The sequence below is a fragment of the Streptomyces sp. NBC_01384 genome (genome assembly GCF_045040035.1).
In the GTDB taxonomy this organism is placed as follows: domain Bacteria; phylum Actinomycetota; class Actinomycetes; order Streptomycetales; family Streptomycetaceae; genus Streptomyces.
Genome location: NZ_CP109559.1, coordinates 8,413,364 through 8,430,505, shown reverse-complemented (window position 1 = coordinate 8,430,505; position 17,142 = coordinate 8,413,364). Strand labels below are relative to the sequence as shown.

Annotated in this window: 14 protein-coding genes and 1 tRNA gene; 9 read left to right on the top strand and 6 right to left on the bottom strand. The window is 70.3% G+C overall.

What is annotated here, in order from left to right:
• Positions 1–38 precede the first annotated feature (38 nt).
• The 6 genes from OG747_RS38770 to OG747_RS38745 all read left to right on the top strand — a co-directional run bounded on the left by OG747_RS38770 (position 39) and on the right by OG747_RS38745 (position 7,647).
• Positions 39–1,961: an acyl-CoA synthetase gene (locus tag OG747_RS38770; RefSeq protein ID WP_405884015.1), complete on the top strand. Its 1,923-nt coding sequence runs from the start codon at positions 39–41 to the stop codon at positions 1,959–1,961.
• A 65-nt stretch (positions 1,962–2,026) separates the two neighbouring features.
• Positions 2,027–2,377, top strand: coding sequence for a DoxX family protein (locus OG747_RS38765; RefSeq protein ID WP_405884014.1), 351 nt, complete (start codon positions 2,027–2,029; stop codon positions 2,375–2,377).
• A gap of 129 nt (positions 2,378–2,506) precedes the next feature.
• The gene (locus OG747_RS38760; RefSeq protein ID WP_405884013.1) at positions 2,507–2,821 is read left to right on the top strand and encodes a hypothetical protein; all 315 of its coding nucleotides are present in this window, start codon (positions 2,507–2,509) and stop codon (positions 2,819–2,821) included.
• A gap of 104 nt (positions 2,822–2,925) precedes the next feature.
• Positions 2,926–4,692 carry an FAD-dependent monooxygenase gene (locus OG747_RS38755; RefSeq protein ID WP_405884012.1) on the top strand — a complete coding sequence of 589 codons (1,767 nt, stop codon included), beginning with the start codon at positions 2,926–2,928 and terminating at the stop codon, positions 4,690–4,692.
• 118 nt (positions 4,693–4,810) lie between these two features.
• Entirely contained in the window at positions 4,811–5,977 is a 1,167-nt protein-coding gene (locus OG747_RS38750; RefSeq protein ID WP_405884011.1) for a VOC family protein, read from the top strand.
• Positions 5,974–7,647 carry a bifunctional 3-(3-hydroxy-phenyl)propionate/3-hydroxycinnamic acid hydroxylase gene (locus OG747_RS38745; protein ID WP_405884010.1) on the top strand — a complete coding sequence of 558 codons (1,674 nt, stop codon included), beginning with the start codon at positions 5,974–5,976 and terminating at the stop codon, positions 7,645–7,647. The genes OG747_RS38750 and OG747_RS38745 overlap by 4 nt, the downstream gene beginning before the upstream one ends.
• A gap of 82 nt (positions 7,648–7,729) precedes the next feature.
• Here the strand turns inward: OG747_RS38745 and OG747_RS38740 are convergent, their stop codons facing one another.
• Entirely contained in the window at positions 7,730–8,296 is a 567-nt protein-coding gene (locus OG747_RS38740; RefSeq protein ID WP_405884009.1) for a hypothetical protein, read from the bottom strand.
• A 31-nt stretch (positions 8,297–8,327) separates the two neighbouring features.
• Here OG747_RS38740 and OG747_RS38735 point away from each other — a divergent pair, with 31 nt between their 5' ends.
• Positions 8,328–8,894: a hypothetical protein gene (locus OG747_RS38735; protein WP_405884008.1), complete on the top strand. Its 567-nt coding sequence runs from the start codon at positions 8,328–8,330 to the stop codon at positions 8,892–8,894.
• Positions 8,895–8,937: 43 nt separating this feature from the next.
• Here the strand turns inward: OG747_RS38735 and OG747_RS38730 are convergent, their stop codons facing one another.
• Together OG747_RS38730 and OG747_RS38725 are read right to left on the bottom strand one after the other, a co-directional pair.
• A complete protein-coding gene (locus OG747_RS38730) occupies positions 8,938–11,553 on the bottom strand; it encodes a LamG-like jellyroll fold domain-containing protein (protein ID WP_405884007.1) in 2,616 nt (871 codons plus the stop codon).
• 263 nt (positions 11,554–11,816) lie between these two features.
• The gene (locus tag OG747_RS38725; RefSeq protein ID WP_405884006.1) at positions 11,817–12,413 is read right to left on the bottom strand and encodes an SMI1/KNR4 family protein; all 597 of its coding nucleotides are present in this window, start codon (positions 12,411–12,413) and stop codon (positions 11,817–11,819) included.
• 410 nt (positions 12,414–12,823) lie between these two features.
• On the opposite strand from OG747_RS38725, the gene OG747_RS38720 reads away from it, so the two are divergent.
• Complete coding sequence (locus OG747_RS38720; protein ID WP_405884005.1) at positions 12,824–13,531, top strand: hypothetical protein; 708 nt, start codon at positions 12,824–12,826, stop codon at positions 13,529–13,531.
• A 415-nt stretch (positions 13,532–13,946) separates the two neighbouring features.
• On the top strand, positions 13,947–15,389 hold the full coding sequence (locus OG747_RS38715; RefSeq protein WP_405884004.1) for a multicopper oxidase family protein: 1,443 nt from the start codon (positions 13,947–13,949) through the stop codon (positions 15,387–15,389).
• Positions 15,390–15,410: 21 nt separating this feature from the next.
• Here OG747_RS38715 and OG747_RS38710 read toward each other — a convergent pair whose 3' ends face one another.
• The 3 genes from OG747_RS38710 to OG747_RS38700 all read right to left on the bottom strand — a co-directional run bounded on the left by OG747_RS38710 (position 15,411) and on the right by OG747_RS38700 (position 17,104).
• Entirely contained in the window at positions 15,411–15,842 is a 432-nt protein-coding gene (locus OG747_RS38710) for a hypothetical protein (RefSeq protein ID WP_405884003.1), read from the bottom strand.
• A gap of 383 nt (positions 15,843–16,225) precedes the next feature.
• Positions 16,226–16,310 (bottom strand) — tRNA-Leu (locus tag OG747_RS38705).
• 314 nt (positions 16,311–16,624) lie between these two features.
• Complete coding sequence (locus OG747_RS38700) at positions 16,625–17,104, bottom strand: MarR family winged helix-turn-helix transcriptional regulator (protein ID WP_405884002.1); 480 nt, start codon at positions 17,102–17,104, stop codon at positions 16,625–16,627.
• Positions 17,105–17,142: the final 38 nt, after the last annotated feature.

Genomic DNA, 17,142 nt, shown 5'->3' with positions numbered 1-17,142 from the left:
GCCACTCACCCCATCCCTCACCCTGCAAAGGCGCACCGGTGACATTCACACCCACCGACCTGCTGTGGCCCCCCTACGACAGCCCCGCGGACCTGCCTGCCATCGAGGCCGTCCCGCTGCGCGAGCGCGGCCTGCCGGCCACCACCTACGACACCCTGCTGCGCGCCGCCCGCCTGTGGCCCGACCGCCCGGCCCTGACGGTGCTTCCCGATGCCGAGCGCTTCCTGCGCCCCGCCACCGCGACCTTCGCGCAGCTGCGCGACCAGGTGCACCGCACCGCCAATCTCCTGCGGGCCCTTGGCGTCACCCGCCGCGCCGCCGTGGGCCTGCTCGCGCCGAACACCGCCGAGCTGCCCGCCGCCCTGCTGGCCGCGCAGGCCGCGGGGATCGCCACCCCGGTGAATCCGGGTCTGGCGGCCAAGCACGTCGAGCAGTTGCTGCGGCGCGGCGGTGCGAGGGTGCTCATCGCTGCCGGGCCGCAGCTGGACCCGCAGGTGTGGGCCACGGCCCGGGAGGTTGCCTCCGCTCTGCGCCTGGACGCGCTGCTGGCCCTGGCTCCCACCGCGGCCGCCGGCCCCGGCCCGGCCCTGGAACCGGTCGCGGGCGTGCGCGTGGGCTACCTCGCGGAGCTGGCCGCGTCCCATCCCGCCGACCGGCTGGTGGGCATCGAGCCCCCGGCCGCCGGGGACCTGGCGGCCTACTTCCACACCGGTGGCACGACCGGGACCCCCAAGCTCGCCGCGCACACGCACGCCAACGAGGTCGTCGATGCCTGGATGGTGGCCGCGAGCATCCCACTGGACACGGACTCGGTGATGTTCGCGGGGCTGCCGTTGTTCCACGTCAACGCCCTGATCGTCACCCTGCTCGGCCCGCTGCTGCGCGGCCGGCGGGTGGTGTGGGCCGGACCGCTGGGCTACCGCGAGCCCGAGCTGTACGGGGTGTTCTGGAAGCTGGTGGAGCACTACCGCATCGCCGCCATGTCCGGCGTACCCACCGTGTACTCCGTCCTCGCCCGCGTCCCCGTCGACGCGGACATCTCCAGCATGCGGTTCGGCGCCGTCGGCGCCTCCCCGCTGCCGCCGGCCGTACGGGAGGCCTTCGAGGAGCACACCGGCATCCCGCTGTGCGAGGGCTACGGGCTGACCGAGGCGACCTGCGCCTCCGCCCTCGGCCTTCCCGGTCACACCCGGCCTGGCACCATCGGTCGGCGCCTGCCCTACCAGCAGGTCAAGACCGTGCGGATCGACCCGGACACCGGCGAGTGGCACGACCTGCCGCCGGGCGCCACCGGGGTGCTCGCCATCAGCGGCCCCGTGGTCTTCGCCGGCTACGTCACCGAGCACACCGCCCACGGGCCACGTCTGGAGACCGCCGGGAAGATCCGCGACGGCTGGCTGGAGACGGGCGACCTGGCCCGCATCGATGCCGACGGCTTCGTCTGTCTCGCCGGCCGCGCGAAGGACCTGATCATCCGCGGGGGCCACAACATCGACCCCGCCGGGATCGAGGACGCCCTCCTCGCCCACCCCGAGGTCACCGCCGCCGCGGCGGTCGGCCGCCCCGACCCGCACGCCGGCGAGGTGCCCGTCGCCTACGTCACCCTCACTCCCGGCGCCCGCGTGGACCCCGCCGAGCTGCTCGCCTGGGCCACCGAACACGTCCCCGAGCGCGCCGCCGCCCCGCGGGAGGTGCTCGTGGTCGACGCCATCCCGCTCACCGCCGTCGGCAAGCCCTACAAGCTCGGCCTGCGCCTGGACGCCACCCGCCGCGCGGTCCACGCCGAACTGTCCGCCCAAGGCGCGGACTGCGACCCGGAACGGATCGTGTGCCGGCCGCACGACGGCGGTGTCCGCGTCGTGCTGCCCGCCCCTCCCGACGAGGCGCTACGGCGCAGAGTCACCGCAGCCCTCGACCGGTACGTCCTCAACTGGCAGTACGCGCCTCAGCCCGCCACCTGACCTGGGCCGCAGCGACCCGCTTCCCGGTGGCAGCGAGCCATCCCGTCCGCACAGAGAGAACCTCCATGAGTGCCACCACCATCGTCCTGGCCGTCGTCCTCGCCGGGATCTTCCTCCTGTTTGGCGCGGCCAAGCTCGCGGCAGTCCCCGCGATGCGCCAGGCCGCAGCCCACGTCGGCATGACCACCACCCACTACCGTCTGCTGGGGGCTCTGGAGGTGGCGGCAGCGGCCGGGCTGCTGGCCGGCCTGCGGATCACCGCGCTCGGTGCCGCCTCCTCAGCGGGCCTGATCCTGCTCATGACCGGAGCCGTCGTCGTACACCTGCGCAGTGGCGACCCGGCCGCCCGCTGCCTGCCGGCCGCCGTCGTGGGCGCCCTGGCCGCAGCCCATCTCGTCCTTCTGGCCGGCGGCTAGCCGACCGCACACCCAAGGCCGGCGCCGACGTGTCGCGATGACCGCCCAGCCGCCCGCCTGGGACCCAAGGAGCATCACCATGAGCCGCATCGACGTCCGCCAGCATCTGCCGCCCAGCGCCTCCACGCGGTGGCCGAAGTAGCACAGCGTCCACGCTCCCGGCCGCCGCGAAGAACGGCGGTTTCCTCCCGTACGCCGCCCACCGCGTCATCGCCGCCCTGGGCGCCGAGACCGACCGGCCAAGGCTTCGAGGCGATCCTCGAGGACCTGCGCGGCCTCTGGTTCGACACCGCTCTGTCCGGCAGCGCCTCCGCGCTGCCCAGCCTGCCGGCCTTCGCCCACCCCGACCGGGTGCTCTTCGGAACCGACCAGCTCTTCGCACCCGAACTCGCCGTCACTCACTTCACCGGCGAGTACGACCGCCACCCGGCCTCGACACCGTAGGCCACCACGCCATCGACCGGGGAAACGCCCTCGCGCTTTTCCCCCGCCTCTCCTGAGCCGTCCCCACCCACTGGCCGCGAGCCGCGACACCCCACGGAGTACCCATGAACGACATCGACGTCCCCGTCCTCATCGTCGGCGGAGGCGGCGCGGGACTCACCGCCTCCATGCTGCTCAGCCGCATCGGCATCGAATCCCTGCTGGTCACCGCCTGGCCCGGCACCTCCGTCCTGCCCAAGGCCCACGTCCTCAACCAACGCGCCATGGAGGTCATGCGCGACGTCGACGCGGCCGACACCATCTACGCCGCCTCCACCCCGGCCGAGCAGATGTCTCACACCGCCTGGTACGTCGGCCTGGCCGGCGAGGGCGAGGACTGGGGCCGCCGGATCGCCAAGCAGGAGGCCTGGGGGGCCGGCGGCCACTCCCCGGAGTGGCTGGCGGCCAGCCCCGAGCGGCAGGCCAACCTGCCCCAGATCCGCCTGGAGCCGGTCCTGCGCGCCCGCGCCGAGGAACTCGCGCCCGGCAGGGTCCGCTTCCACCACGAGCTGACCGAACTCGCCCAGGACGACGAGGGCGTCACCGCCACCGTCACCGACCGCGACACCGGCGAGACCTACCGGGTGCGGGCCCGTTACCTGCTGGGCTGCGACGGCGGCCGCACCGTCGGCCCCGCCGTGGGCATCGTGCAGGAGGGCGTGCGCAACCTCGCCCGCGTGGTCTCCTTCCACATCTCCGCCGACCTGTCCCAGGTGGCGACCGACCGCGAGGTGCTGATCCGCTGGCTGTGGCTGCCCGGCCTCGGTATCCCCGGCGTTCTCGTGCCTATGGGCCCCGACCACTGGGGACCCGCGTCCGAGGAGTGGGTCTTCCACCTCAACTACGGGCCCGAGGACGGCCGCGCGCTGGACGACGACGCCGTGCTGGCCGACCTGCGCACGGCGCTGGGGGTGACCGAGGAGCAGCTGACAGTCCACATGATCTCCCGCTGGTCCCTGGAAGGAGTGGTCGCCGACCGCTACCGCGCCGGCCGCGTCCTGATCGCCGGCGACGCCGCCCACCGCCACCCGCCCACCGGCGGCCTCGGCCTGACCTCCGCCATACACGACGTCCAGAACCTCACCTGGAAGGTCGCCGCCGTCCTGAACGGCCATGCCGACGACGCCCTGTTGGACACCTACCAGGCCGAGCGGCGCCCAGTGGACGCCACCAACGTCCAGCGCTCGCTGGAGAACGCCATGAACCAGATAGCGATCAACGCCCTCTTCGGCGGCGGGCCGGAGGCCGGCGAGGAGGAGAACTGGCGGCAGGCTCGCCGCCTGTGGAGCGAAGACCCCGCTGACACCGACTTCCGCCGCACCTTCCAGGCCACCGTGGCCGCCCAGTCCATGGAGTTCAACGAACTGGGCATCGAGTTCGGCTACACCTACGACTCCGCGGCGATCGTCCCCGACGGCACTCCCGCACCCGACAACCCCGACCCCATCCGCGTCTACAAGCCCGCCGCCCGCCCCGGACACCCGCTGCCCCACGCCTGGCTGGAGGACCTCGACGGCAATCGCGTGGCCCTGGCCCGCCTGGTCCGCCCCGGCCGCTTCCTGCTGATCGCCGGTGAGGACGGCCAGGCCTGGTGCGAGGCCGCCGAGAAGATCGCCGCCCAGAGCGGGCTGCCGCTGGACGCGATGCGTCTCGGCCACGTCGACGGCGACTACCGCGACCTGCGCTCCACCTGGACCGCCGCTCGAGGGCACACCCCGCAAGGCGCCGTCCTGGTGCGCCCGGACCGCTTCATCGGCTGGCGCGCCCACGGCGCGGCCACCGACCCGCTCGCCGAACTCACCGCCGCACTGGACACCCTGCTCGCACGGTAGGGCCTACCAACCACTCGTGGTGCCGTCCGCCCCACCCCGCCCACGCCGCACTCGCCTCTTGGACCTCGCGACAACCTCGCACCATCGCCGTTACGGAGAGCCACCGATGGGACACGCCATGAACGACCCAACCCCGACCCCCGCCGCCGCCGCCGCCGACGCCGACGCCGACGCCCACCAGGGCCTGCACAGCGAACAGGGCGCCCTGCGCGGGGAACACCCCGGCCGCGCGACCCAGCCCGTCATCAAGGTGGTCGACCTGGCCTGGCTCGAGTTCACCAAGCCCGACCTGGACCGCGCCGAGACCTTCGCCCACGACTTCGGCTTCACCACCGCCGCCCGTACCGATGACGCCGTCTATCTGCGCGGCGCCATGGCCGGCACCCACTGCCTGGTGATCCGCCGCGGCCCCGCCTCCCGGTTCATCGGCCCCGCCTTCCAGGCCGCCGACGCCGCCGACCTCGACCGGCTGGCCCGCGCCACCGGACATGAGGTCCGGCCCCTCACCGAGTACGGCGGCGGCCGCGCCGTGGACCTGCTCGACCCCTCCGGCATCCCGGTCCGCGTCGTACACGGCGTCACCGAGGAGCCCGCACAGCCGCTGCAACAACCCCTCGTCCTCAACACGGGCACCACTACCGCCGCCGCCCGGGTCAACGCCACCCAGCGCCCGCCCCGCAAGCCCGCCCAGGTGCAGCGCCTGGGCCACGTCGTGCTCTCCACCCGGGTCTTCCACCGCGCCCTGGACTGGTACCTCGAGCACCTGGGACTGATCGTCAGCGACTTCCTCTACCTGGACGGGCAGCGCGACCGCGGCCCCACCATGGCCTTCATCCGCTGCGACCGCGGCAGTGAACCGGCCGACCACCACACCCTGGCCATGCACCTGGGCCCCGACACCGGCTACGTCCACTCCGCCTACCAGGTCACCGACCTGGACACGCTGGCCGCCGGCGGCGAGTACCTGCGCGAGCGCGGCTACCGCCGCTCCTGGGGCATCGGCCGACACATCCAGGGCAGCCAGATCTTCGACTACTGGCGCGATCCCGACCGCTTCATGCTGGAGCACTTCACCGACGGCGACATCTTCGACAACACGCTGGAACCCGGTTGGGCCGCCATGTCCGCCTCCGGCCTGGCCCAGTGGGGCCCGCCGGCCACCCGGGACTTCCTCGGCACCACCCCCTCGCCGGGCATGCTCCTCCAGGCGATCTCCGCGCTGCGCGAGGACAACGAAATCGACCGCGCCCGTCTGCTGGGCCTGATGAAAGCCCTGAGCAAGTGACCGCCCCCGCCCCTGAGCACGTGCCCGTCGCGGTGATCGGTGCCGGGCCCACCGGGCTGACCGCCGCGACCCTCCTCGCCCGCCACGGCGTGCCCACCCTGGTCCTGGAGCGCCACCGCGCCCCGTATCCACTGCCGCGCGCCGTCCACCTGGACGACGAGGTGCACCGCATCCTCCAGGCCGTGGGCATCCATGAGACGTTCAGCGAAATCAGCCGCCCCGCCCGCGGTATGCGGCTGCTGGACGGCTCCCACCGGGTGCTGGCCGAGTTCCTGCGCGACAACCCGTGCGGCCCGCACGGCTTTCCCCAGGCCAACATGTTCGACCAGCCCGAACTCGAGCAGCTGCTCCGGGACAACCTCACAAACCACCCCTTGGTGACGCTGCGCGGAGGCATCGAGGTCACCGCCGTGACCCCGCCCCCGCACAGCGGCGCCCCGGTGGAGGTCTCCTTCCGGGACGAGGACACCGGTGGCTCCCACACACTCCTGGCCGACGCGGTCCTGGGATGCGACGGCGCCAACAGCCTGGTCCGCGCCTCCATCGGCTCCCGGATGCAGGACCTCGCCACCGCCCAGCAGTGGCTGGTCGTCGACGTCCGCTGCCACCGGCCGCTGCCCGCCTGGGACGGCGTCCACCAGGTATGCGATCCGCAGCGCGCGGCCACCTACATGCGCGTCGCCGAGGACCGCTACCGCTGGGAGTTCCGCCTGCGCGCCGACGAGCAGCCGGAGGAACTCACCGACCGCAAGCGTCTGCTCGAGCTGATCGCCCCCTGGACGCCGGGCATCTCCGAGGACGAACTGCACGTCCTGCGCACCGCCTTCTACACCTTCCGCGCCCAGGTCGCCGACCACTGGCGCAAGGGCCGCATCTTCCTGCTCGGCGACGCCGCCCACCTCACGCCGCCCTTCATCGGCCAGGGCATGGGCTCGGGTCTGCGTGACGCCCAGAACCTCGCCTGGAAACTCGCCCGTGTCCTCACCGGCCGCGCGAACGAGGCCCTGCTGAACAGCTACCAAGCCGAACGCCACCGCCACGCACGGCAGCTGATCCGCACCGCCGTGGGCGTCGGCGTCCTCATGACCGGGGGTGGAACGGGCACCGCGCTGGCCCGCAATGCCGTCCTGCCCGCCATCGCCCGCCTGCCGGGCGCCGCCGATCTCGTGCTGTCCGTCGTCAGCCCGCCGCTGAAGCCGGGCCCCCTGGTCAGCTCCCGCCGCCGCCTCGGCCACCCGCGCCCCGGGACCCTGTGCCCCCAGCCCCTGGTCCCCGGCACCGACGGCACCCCGCGCCCGCTGGACGACCTGCTCGGCGAGGACTTCGCGCTCCTGGCCACCGCGCCGCTCAGCCCCGCCCTGCACGCGCTGGTGCGAGCGCTGGACGCCCGCGTCGTCCAGTTGCGAAACCCCCGGCGACCGGAGCCCGGCACAGGCGGCGCCGACCTCGGTGCCGAACCGGGCACAACCGCCCTGGTCCACTGGATGGGCACCGCAGGTGCCGTCCTGCTCCGTCCCGACCGGGTCGTCCTCGCCACCGCGGCCCGGCCCCGCCCAGGCAGGACGTGCGGAGACGACCTCGCGGCCGCCGTAACAGCCTGGGCACCCATGCTGTGCAGCCCCGGCCGGGCAGCCGGGGGCACCATAACCGCGGCCACGGAACCACCGTGACGGCGGCTGAGTCCGCATCGCGCAGAGCCCCCGTTCCTACTGGATGCCCGGGCGGCCATGTCGCCTTCGTCATTGGTGTCTTTCAGCTGGCCGCCTTCACCGTGGACGACCAGAGTTCCGTCCCGCCGTCACCGCGCAGTCCGCGTACCGTTGCCGCGTTGATGTAGAGGTTGTCGTCGAGGGTGGCTTCGGCGACCGCGTACTCGGTGCCGCCGCTCTTCATCTCGCCGACCGCCAGATCGGTACGGAGCGCGTTGACCCGCTCGTCGAGCACGGTCCGGGTGCCGTCGGCCAGGTCGTAGCCGGCCAGCTGGTACCACACCCCGTCGCGGTAGTCGGCCTGCTCGATGGCCACGAGCCGATTGCGGGACGGGTCGTGGACCGCCTCCCGCCCGTACATCGTGCCGGCTGTCGGCCAGCGCGGCGTGCCGTCCGCCGTGTCGATGACGAGCGTCCGGCTCGCAGCGGTGGTGGTCGCGGTTTTCCGCACGTACCAGGAGAGGGCTGCCGCGGAGTCGGACTTCGGAGTGACCGAGGCCCACCGGCCGTTGCGCCGGCCCGTGTCGTACAACCAGGTCGCCGCCGGTGTCAGCGCGCCCGTCGTGCAGCGGAGGAACAGGAAGCCGCACTCCACCCCGGGCTCGACCACCCGCGGACCCGTCAACCTGCGCGAAGACATCGTGTGCCAGGCCCTGGACCAGTGGATCGCCCGCGCCTTCGCCCCCGACCGGCTCACCGCCACCATCACAGCACTCACCCACGCCAGCGCCGCCGCAAGCACCGCAGAAACCCACACACCCGAACAGGCCCAAACCCGCCAGGCGATCAAGGACTGCGAACGCCGACTCGCCCGCTACCAAGCAGCCCTCGAAGCCGGAGTCGACCCCACCGTCGTCACCCAATGGATCAACAACGCGCAGAGAGACAAGCAGGCGGCGCGGGAGAAACTCGACGCGCTCCCCGCCGTCACCCGGAAGAAGGAACCCCCACTCGACGCCCAGCAGATCCGCGAGATCACTGAGAGTCTTGGAGACATCGCACAGCACATCCGCACAGCCGACACCGAGAAGAAAGGTCCGCTCTACGAGGCCCTGGGCATCACCATCAGTTACGAAAACGCAACGAGGACCGCGACCGTAAGGTCGAGGCCCTCATCTGCGTATCGTCAGTGGTTGTGGTTGTGTCCGAGGGGCGAGTCGGCCGCTGACGATACGGTCGTGGTGGCGCAAGGCGAGCTGTGTTTCTGAAACCGACGTGCGCCAAGACACAGGGGCGTCGGGCAGTGACCGATCAGAACAGGACGAGTTCCAGTACGGTGACCGAGAGCGGCGGCACGGTGCTGGTGAAGGACGCTGCCGCGCCGGTCACGGTGCTCGTCCTGGGCACCAACGTGTCGGGGTCCGTCAGCGTGTTGGTTGTGGCGCGCGAGGGGCCGGTCAGAACCGTCGCGGTGGCATGCCGCTTGACCCCCTTGGCCAGCCCCTTCAGCTCGACCGGCACTTGCGCCTTCTCCGTCCCGCAGTTGACGACCGCGAGGTAGAGGCGGTTCCCGGAGCGGGTGGCCACGGTGGCGAGGCCGGGCAGCGCACGTGCGGTGGCCGGCAGCACCGTGTCGCCGAGCCTGCTCGTCAGCATGTGCTGCGCCCAGTAGCTGGGCGACACGTAGCTGGTCAGATTGTCGTAGGCGATCAGGTTGGTCGCCCAGACGTTGTCCTTGACATGTGAGAAGAGCGGCGCGTAGCACTCCATGAGGACCTGGTCCGAGTTGCGGATCAGACCGGCCAGCCAAGCGGCGTCGCCGAGCGCCGCGTTGAGGTCGGGTGTGGGGCGGCCCTCCTGCGCGGCCCACTCACCGACGAACACCTTCGTCGAATTGCGCTCCCGGTTGTCGTACTTGTGGGTGGAGGCCTGGGCGGCGGACGGCGCGAGATAGTAGTGCTCGTCGATCAGGTCCGGCGTGCGGCTCGTCACCGACGACGTGGCGATCAGCTTCAGATGCGGGTACTTCTCCTTGATCGCGTCATGGAAGGCCGCGAACCGCTCGTTGTACGACCCCGAGGAGTCGAGCCAGTCCTCGTTGCCGATCTCCACGAACTCCAGCGGGAACGGCTCGGGATGTCCGTCGGCGGCACGTCGTGCGCCCCAGGTGCCGGTGACAGGACCGGTGACGTACTCGATCTCGTCGAGCGCGTCCTGGACGAACGGCTCCAGCGCATCGCCGGTGACGTGTTCGCCCTTGAGCGAGAAGCCGGCGTAGACGGCGAGGACCGGTTGGGCGTGCATGTCCTCGACCCATTCCAGGTATTCGAGGAGTCCGAGGCCGTCCGTGGACCAGTAGCCCCAGGCGTCGTCCATGTGGCCGGGGCGCTCCCAGACCCGACCGATGGTGTTCTTCCAGTTGAACCGTGTGGCAATGGTGTTGCCCTCGACGAAGTTTCCGCCGGGGAAGCGCAGGAACTTCGGCTTCAGAGCGACCAGTTTGTCCATCAGGTCGATGCGCAGGCCGTTGGGCCGGTTGTTGTACGTGGGCGGGAAGAGGGACACGTGCTGAAGCCACAGGGTCTCGCCCGCGGCCTCAGGGTCGGCCGTGGTGACGGTCAGTCTTGCGTCACCGACCACGGGGATGCCGGAACCGGTGCGCAGGGTCAGCTCGAACGGGCGGCCGGGGAAGGCGGTGCCGATGTGGGCCACGTGGGCGGAGGCGTACACCGTCGCGCCGTCCGCCGACTCGATGGCCACCGTGAGCGGGCCGATGCGTCGCGACGCCTTGGCGAACAGCCGGGCGGTGTAAGTGGTTCCGGGCTGCACGGGTATGCCCCAGAAGCCGTCGTTGGCGACGCCGGCTCGGTTTCCAGCGCCGGTGCTGCCGGCCAGCACCACCTTGAGGGAACGGTTGAGCGCGGCGTTGAGCGGGGTGGCGGTGTCGAGGGCGAGGGTCGTCCCGCCGACGGCGGACCAGTGGACGGGCGACGTGTCGCTGGCCATCATCGAGCGGTTCTGCACCAGCTCTGCGTAGATGCCGCCCTCGCCGGAGTGGTTGATGTCCTCGAACATCAGGCCCGGAAGGATCGGCGACACGGCATGCGCGGGGGTGCCGACGTCCACGCTCAGCAGTGGCGTCGTGGTCTCCACCGGGACGCCGGCCAGTGTCGCTATCTGGTCGGAGGTGAGGACGGACGGGAACATCCACACGTCGTCGATCAGGCCGTGCCACTGGTCGACCTGCCCGCCGCCGTAGAGCGCGCGGCCGATGGCGGTGTCGCCGCTGCCGGCCCAGCCCGCGGTGTAGGCGGTTTCACCTTCGAGTACGCCGTTGACGTAGAGGCGAATGACGCCGGCGGTCGGGTCGCTGACGCCGACCAGGTGGGTCCAGGTGTCGGTGGTGGGCGTTGAGGCGGCGGCCGCCACCGCGGCACTCTGCGTGGCGTCCGAGTCGAGCCGGGCGAAGGCGAAGGTGCCGGTGTCGTCGCGCAGCCCCAGATAGAAGGCGCTGACGACCTTGCCGTCGATGCTGACGGCGGTCTGATAGCCGCCGAGTTGAGCGAGGTTGACCCAGGCGCCCACCGAGAATGCCTGGGAGGTGTCGAGGGCCGGCCCGGACGCCGTGGCGTTGCCGCCTGCCTTGAGGCTCAGGCTGTGGGTGCCGGCCTTGCCGGTGTCCCAGCCGGCCGCGCCCTGGAGCGCCGCGGTGCGACCGTTGCCGGAGGAGTCTGCGGCGGAGGTGCCGGAGCCTTCGTCGAAGGTCCAGTGGGCGGCTGCGGCGGGGAGGTCCGCGGCAGTGGCGCTTGGGGCTGTGCCGGTGAGTTCAGCGGCCCCGGCGGGAGCGGCGGCGAAGGTCCCGGCGAGGGAGGCGGCACCCAGGACGGTGAGGACGGTTCTGCGCGGCACTCCGGATTCTGCAGGCATGCGGCTCATTCCTTTGTGATAGACCGTTGCGTTGCGTACCGGCCGGAATAGGGCAGCCCGTCGAAGCCGCCAACCGACCTTGTTCGATATTTCGCACAGTGATCGGTACTTCGAGCAGCAGCGATCTTAAGGTGTCGGCGAGGTCCGTCAATACCCCTCGTACCACTTGCCGAGACACGGGAGCTTGAAGCCGTCGACGTACTTCCCCGCTTCGTCGGCATTGCCGTATCGCTCAGCTGCGACCTGCCGCCTCCGCCGACTCCTCATCGGGCATTGACTTCGCAGCTCACCGGCGGTAGCCCCCACAGCTCCAGCCTGCCGCCGACCAGGTCCGCCATGAACTGGGCCACCCCGCCCTCGTAGTGCCACCATGCGCCGTTGCGCGAGGCAACCGTGACCGTCCACTCCTCCGGCCCCTCCCCACCGGTGCTCCACAGGAAGATGTCACCCTCGTTCGACGTCGACCACGGCAGCAGGCCGCCCGGCGCGGGATACGTGTGCATGGGGACGGTCAGGTCGGCGTACCCGAGCCACTCGTCGATGACTTCAAGCTCCTCGCGTGCGCCCTTCAGCCAGAGATGCTCATGGCCGGGGTCAGGCCCTCCGAAGGCCATGAAATGGCCGAGTTCGAACGTCGGAAACAACTCACAGAGCAGCTTGTAGTCGGCGGGCAAGGCCAGGCCCAACTTCGCTTCCAGCTTTGACCAGTCGAGGTCCACTGGTACCGCGAAGCGGAGTGCGGCAAAGGCCGGCACAGCGCGCTCCAGCTCCGCAACCGCTTCAGCGGCTTCCGTCAGACGGCGGAGCGGCTTCTGCATACCAACGAGATCATCCACGGCATCAGACTGCCAGAGCAGCACCTCGTGCCCCGCAGACTCCCAGAACTCTGGGCCGAGAGGGCCTACGTCCTCGCCTCGAGATGCGGGGTGCGTCTTCTGCCCGGACCAGCGCACGGGCGAGGTCGCTGGTGGGGCATATCCTCTCGCACATGCGCACCACCCCGCCTCGCCCGGTCGATGTCACCGTTCACTTCCCCGAGCTCGCGCCAATGGCTCGCACCGCTGTACGGCTGCACCCTCGGGCCGGTGCCCCGGCGCCGACCGACAGTTCGATCGGCGGTCCGATGCTGTGGCCCGCACGTGAACCGTGGCCCACCTGTCCGGAGCACGGTGGTCCGTGGCAACTCGGCGTTTCACCTGAGGATGTACGGCTGGGGCGCGGCATTCTCGCCGAGGCGTGGCGCCGCCCCAGGGACGAAGGTGCCGAGCTGTTGAGCGTGCAAGAGCGCACAGCAGTGGACCGCGCCAGCAATAACTCGCGGATACCCCTGGACGGCCCGGTCCCGATGGTGCCAGTGGCCCAGCTCTACGCCGCAGACGTACCCGATCTGCCGCGCCCGGACGGCGCTGATCTGCTGCAGCTGCTGTGGTGTCCGTTCGACCACGACGAGGACTACCTGCCCCGGACCGAGCTGCGCTGGAGGACGGCCGCCGACGTCACCGACCCACTCGGCGCCGCCCCGCAGCCGGCGGTGATCGGTAACGACGACTACCTGCCCGAACCATGCCTGCTGCACCCCGAGACGGTCACCGAGTATCCGGCCCCGCACGAGCTGCGCGAGGAACTGGCGGAGCGGATCGAAGCCTGGGAAGACCGGCACGACTTCAACTACCAGTACGACCTCGGCGTTGCCCCAGGCTGCAAGGTCGGCGGCTACGCTCCGTGGAGCTTCTCGGACCCGTTCCCCATGGCCTGCACCGATTGCGGCTCCGGCGTCCGGCCGCTGCTCACCATCGACGGCAGCGAGTGGGACGGCGGCAGCGGGAGCTGGCGACCGGTGGAGGACGCCGGCTACACCGGCCTGCACTCCCTCGGCCCGGCCAACGCCACCCACCTCAACATCGGCCGCAGCTACAGCCTGCAGCTGTACGTTTGCGCGGCTTCCTACGAGCACCCGCACATGCAGAACATGCAGTGACGTCAAGGCCGCGGAACCACAGCGGCCTGGAAGACCGACCGCCGCGAACACCATGCCGTCGAGTACGGGATCAATCGCCTCAAGCGCCATCGTGCCCTGGCCACGAGATACGACAAGCCCGGCCCTGGCCGGACGGGCCCGCTGTCCCCGAAAGAAGCCCTGTACGCCAATCGCATCCCGGGAACGGATCGACGTTCCTGCCTGGCGGCCGGCGGGCGCGCACCTGGCCCCCTGTGTCGCTGGAGTCCGAGGTGCTCGCACATGACTCTCCATGCACGCCGCAGGTAGCTGCTGCGGGGTGGCATCGGGGCGCAGAGCGTCGCTCGAACGGTCCAGCCAGGGCGTGGGGGGCGGCCCCTGGGGGTTTCGTGGTGTTCAACTACGCGAAATCTGGATGTCCATCAGTGGAGGCTTCATGCGATCCCGTTCCACGATGCCTCGCATCACCATGGCGCTGATCCTTGCCTTCGGCGCCCTGACGAGCGGCTGCACCAGCGCCCTGTCCGAGTCGTCGTCAATGACGTCATCGCCGTCGCCCGAGCCCTCGTTCGCTGCGGGTGCTCCTCTCCGGGAACCGGCGCAACTGGTCAGTCACGACGGACTGCTGCGGGCGGACATCGTCGTGGAGAGACGGCGCGTGAACCTCGGCGGCCACGCGTTGTGGGCACTCACCTACAACGGCAGCTACATGCCGCCCACGCTGCGGATCCGGCCGGGGGACAAGATGGAACTGGCCCTGAAGAACACGCTCAACGAGGAGACCAACATGCATGTGCACGGTCTCCATGTGTCACCGAGCAGCGACGCCGACAACATCTTCCTCCACATCCATCCGGGCGAGACGTACCACTACTCCTTCCAGTTCCCCAAGACGCTGCGAGCCGGCACCTACTGGTACCACCCGCACCCCCACCACGCCTCCGCGCCGCAGGTCGCCGGTGGCATGTCGGGCATCCTCATCGTCGACGGCCTGCAGCAGTACCTTCCGGCGAACCTGCGCCACATCACCGAACACGTCATCACTCTCAAGGACTTCCAGACCCAGGGCGATGCGATCAAGACCCAGGGTCTGCACATCGGTGCGCCCACCCATCGCACCGTCAACGGCCAGCTGAACCCGGTCATCCGCATCCGGCCGGGTGAGACCCAGTTGTGGCGGCTGGCCAACATCAGCGCCAACATCTATTACAAGGTCCGCCTGCAGGGCCAGAAGTTCCATGTGATCGCGCACGACGGGACACCCGTCGACCGCATCTGGACGGCCGACTCGCTGCTCCTTGCGGCCGGGGCCCGCTTCGACGTGCTCGTACAGGGTGGTCCGGTCGGCCACACCGAGCTGCAGACACTCCCGTACCAGACCGGACCGGGCGGCAATTCCTTCCCGCAGGCGACCTTGGCCACCCTGGTCTCCGCAGGGCCTTCCGCGCGACCGGCGACGCTGCCCGGCTCGTCCTTCGCGCCGACGGTGGATCTGAGCCACGAAAAGATCGCCGTGCGGCGCACCGTCGTTTTCTCCGAGAACAAGGCCGGCACCAAGTTCTACATCAACGGCAAGCAGTTCGACCCGAACCGGGTGGACCTGCGGGCCAAACTGAACACGGTCGAGGAGTGGACCGTGGTCAACGAAAGCGACGAGGAACACTCCTTCCACGTGCACACCGATCACTTCCAGTTGATGAACATCAACGGCCGTCCGCACCAGGGCCACGGCCTGCAGGACGTCGCGAACGTTTCCGCCCACGGGCGGCTCGTCATCCGGATCCGTTTCAAGGACTACACCGGCAAGACCGTCCTGCACTGCCACATCCTCAACCACGAGGACCAGGGCATGATGGCGGTGCTGGACATCGAGAAGTGACGCGCATGGCCGCGAGCGGGATCAGCCGGCGGCGCCGAGCGCGGCGCTGACGCCGGCGATGACCGCACCGCCGATCGCGATCGAGACGAACGAGCGAAGGAACCCCGTCTTGAAGAAGCGCCAGCGGATCCAGGCCAGGGTCACCAGTTCGAGGGTGATCGTGACCAGTGCCACGGCCAGCGCGAGGCGGTATTGCGGGATGAGGAAGGGCAGGGTGTGCAGCACTCCGCCGAGGAAGGTGCCCGCCCCGGTGATGGCTCCGCGTAGGTAGGGGTTGCCGCGGCCGGTCAGGTCTCCGGTGTCGGACAGGCCTTCGGAGAAGGCCATGCTGACACCGGCGCCGATGGCGGTGGCCAGTCCGGCGAAGAACGCGTAACGCGGCTGCTGAGTGGCGAACGCTACGGCGAAGATCGGGGCCAGTGTAGACAGCGAGCCGTCGATCAGGCCGTTCATTGCGGGTTGTGCCCGCTGCAGGAGGAACGATCGCTTGCATCTCCCCTCCTACTGTGGAGACCGTGACCGGAGGGATAGTTGGGGGTCATGGCATCCAGGAAGAAGAGCCCGATCGACTACGAACGCGAGTACCGGGCCACCCTCGCCGAGGGACTGGCCGCATAGATCGTCTCCACGCTGCGAGGGGATTGACACCTCTCAGCGCCGACCAGATCCGGGAGATCACTGGGAGACTCGGAGACATCGCACAGCGCGTGCAGGCCGTCGACGCAGAGAAGAAGAGCCCGCTTTATGAAGTTTTTGGGATCACGATCAGTTACGAATACGCAGGTAGGGCCGCGACCGTTAGGTCGAGGCCCTCGTCCGCGTATCGCTATAGCGAGTGTCCGAGGGGGGACTTGAACCCCCACGCCCGATAAAGGGCACTAGCACCTCAAGCTAGCGCGTCTGCCATTCCGCCACCCGGACTAGGTGTCTGTCCCCTGACCGGGGGTGTTCCCCGCGGCGACATGGACAACAATACCAAGGTTTCAGAGTGCCTTTCACCTGCATATCCGGGTCGCGGGAGTGGCTGCGCGAGGCCGAACGAGGGGACACCCGGCAACTTACCGCGTGTGACTCGACGACCACCAAGGGTCCGCAGGGGCACGTTTCGGCCCGTCATGGCGGGTCCGCCAGTCGCCGGCCCCGAAAGGCGAATCCGGCGACACACAGGCCGACCTGCAGACCTCCAGAGCGAAGAGCCGAAGAGCCGAAGAGCCGACAAGTCCAGACCTGCACCATCACTCCATGACCTGACGCTCCTCCACCACCAGAATCTGCAGGGCCCGTACGAGCGCGGCCGCCGCCGCCTCGTCCAGTGGCGCGAGGAAGCGGCGCTCCATCGCCCGGCGCGCCCGCTCGGCCCGGTCGAGACAGTCCCGCCCGGCGGCCGTCAGCTCCACGATGTTCTTGCGCCGGTCCTGCGGGCTGCGGCGCCGCTCGACCAGCCCGTGGTCCTCCAGGCCGTCGACGAGGGCCACCATCGTGGTGCGGTCGACCCCGAGCCGTCCGGCCACCTCGACCTGCGACAGCGGGTACTCGGCGGCGAGCACCGCCAGCACCGCGAGTTCGTGCCCGTCGATCCCGAACGGCGCCAGCGCCTCGGCCGACGCCCGCGCCAGTCGCTGCTGAGCGTGCTTGAGCAGATAGCCGAGCCGGGACTCCAGCGGCACGGGAGGTACGGAGGGCGCTGACGCTACAGGAGGTTGCTCATCGGTCATGCGGGAACTGTACCCAAAGCTGATTGTCAGTCACCCTG

Excerpts from the sequence above, each read along its gene's own strand:
- OG747_RS38765 (WP_405884014.1), top strand. The coding sequence starts at position 2,027 with ATGAGTGCCACCACCATCGTCCTGGCCGTCGTCCTCGCCGGGATCTTC.
- OG747_RS38755 (WP_405884012.1), top strand. The coding sequence starts at position 2,926 with ATGAACGACATCGACGTCCCCGTCCTCATCGTCGGCGGAGGCGGCGCG.
- OG747_RS38750 (WP_405884011.1), top strand. The coding sequence starts at position 4,811 with ATGAACGACCCAACCCCGACCCCCGCCGCCGCCGCCGCCGACGCCGAC.
- OG747_RS38730 (WP_405884007.1), bottom strand. The coding sequence starts at position 11,553 with ATGCCTGCAGAATCCGGAGTGCCGCGCAGAACCGTCCTCACCGTCCTG.
- OG747_RS38715 (WP_405884004.1), top strand. The coding sequence starts at position 13,947 with ATGCGATCCCGTTCCACGATGCCTCGCATCACCATGGCGCTGATCCTT.
- OG747_RS38710 (WP_405884003.1), bottom strand. The coding sequence starts at position 15,842 with ATGAACGGCCTGATCGACGGCTCGCTGTCTACACTGGCCCCGATCTTC.
- OG747_RS38700 (WP_405884002.1), bottom strand. The coding sequence starts at position 17,104 with ATGACCGATGAGCAACCTCCTGTAGCGTCAGCGCCCTCCGTACCTCCC.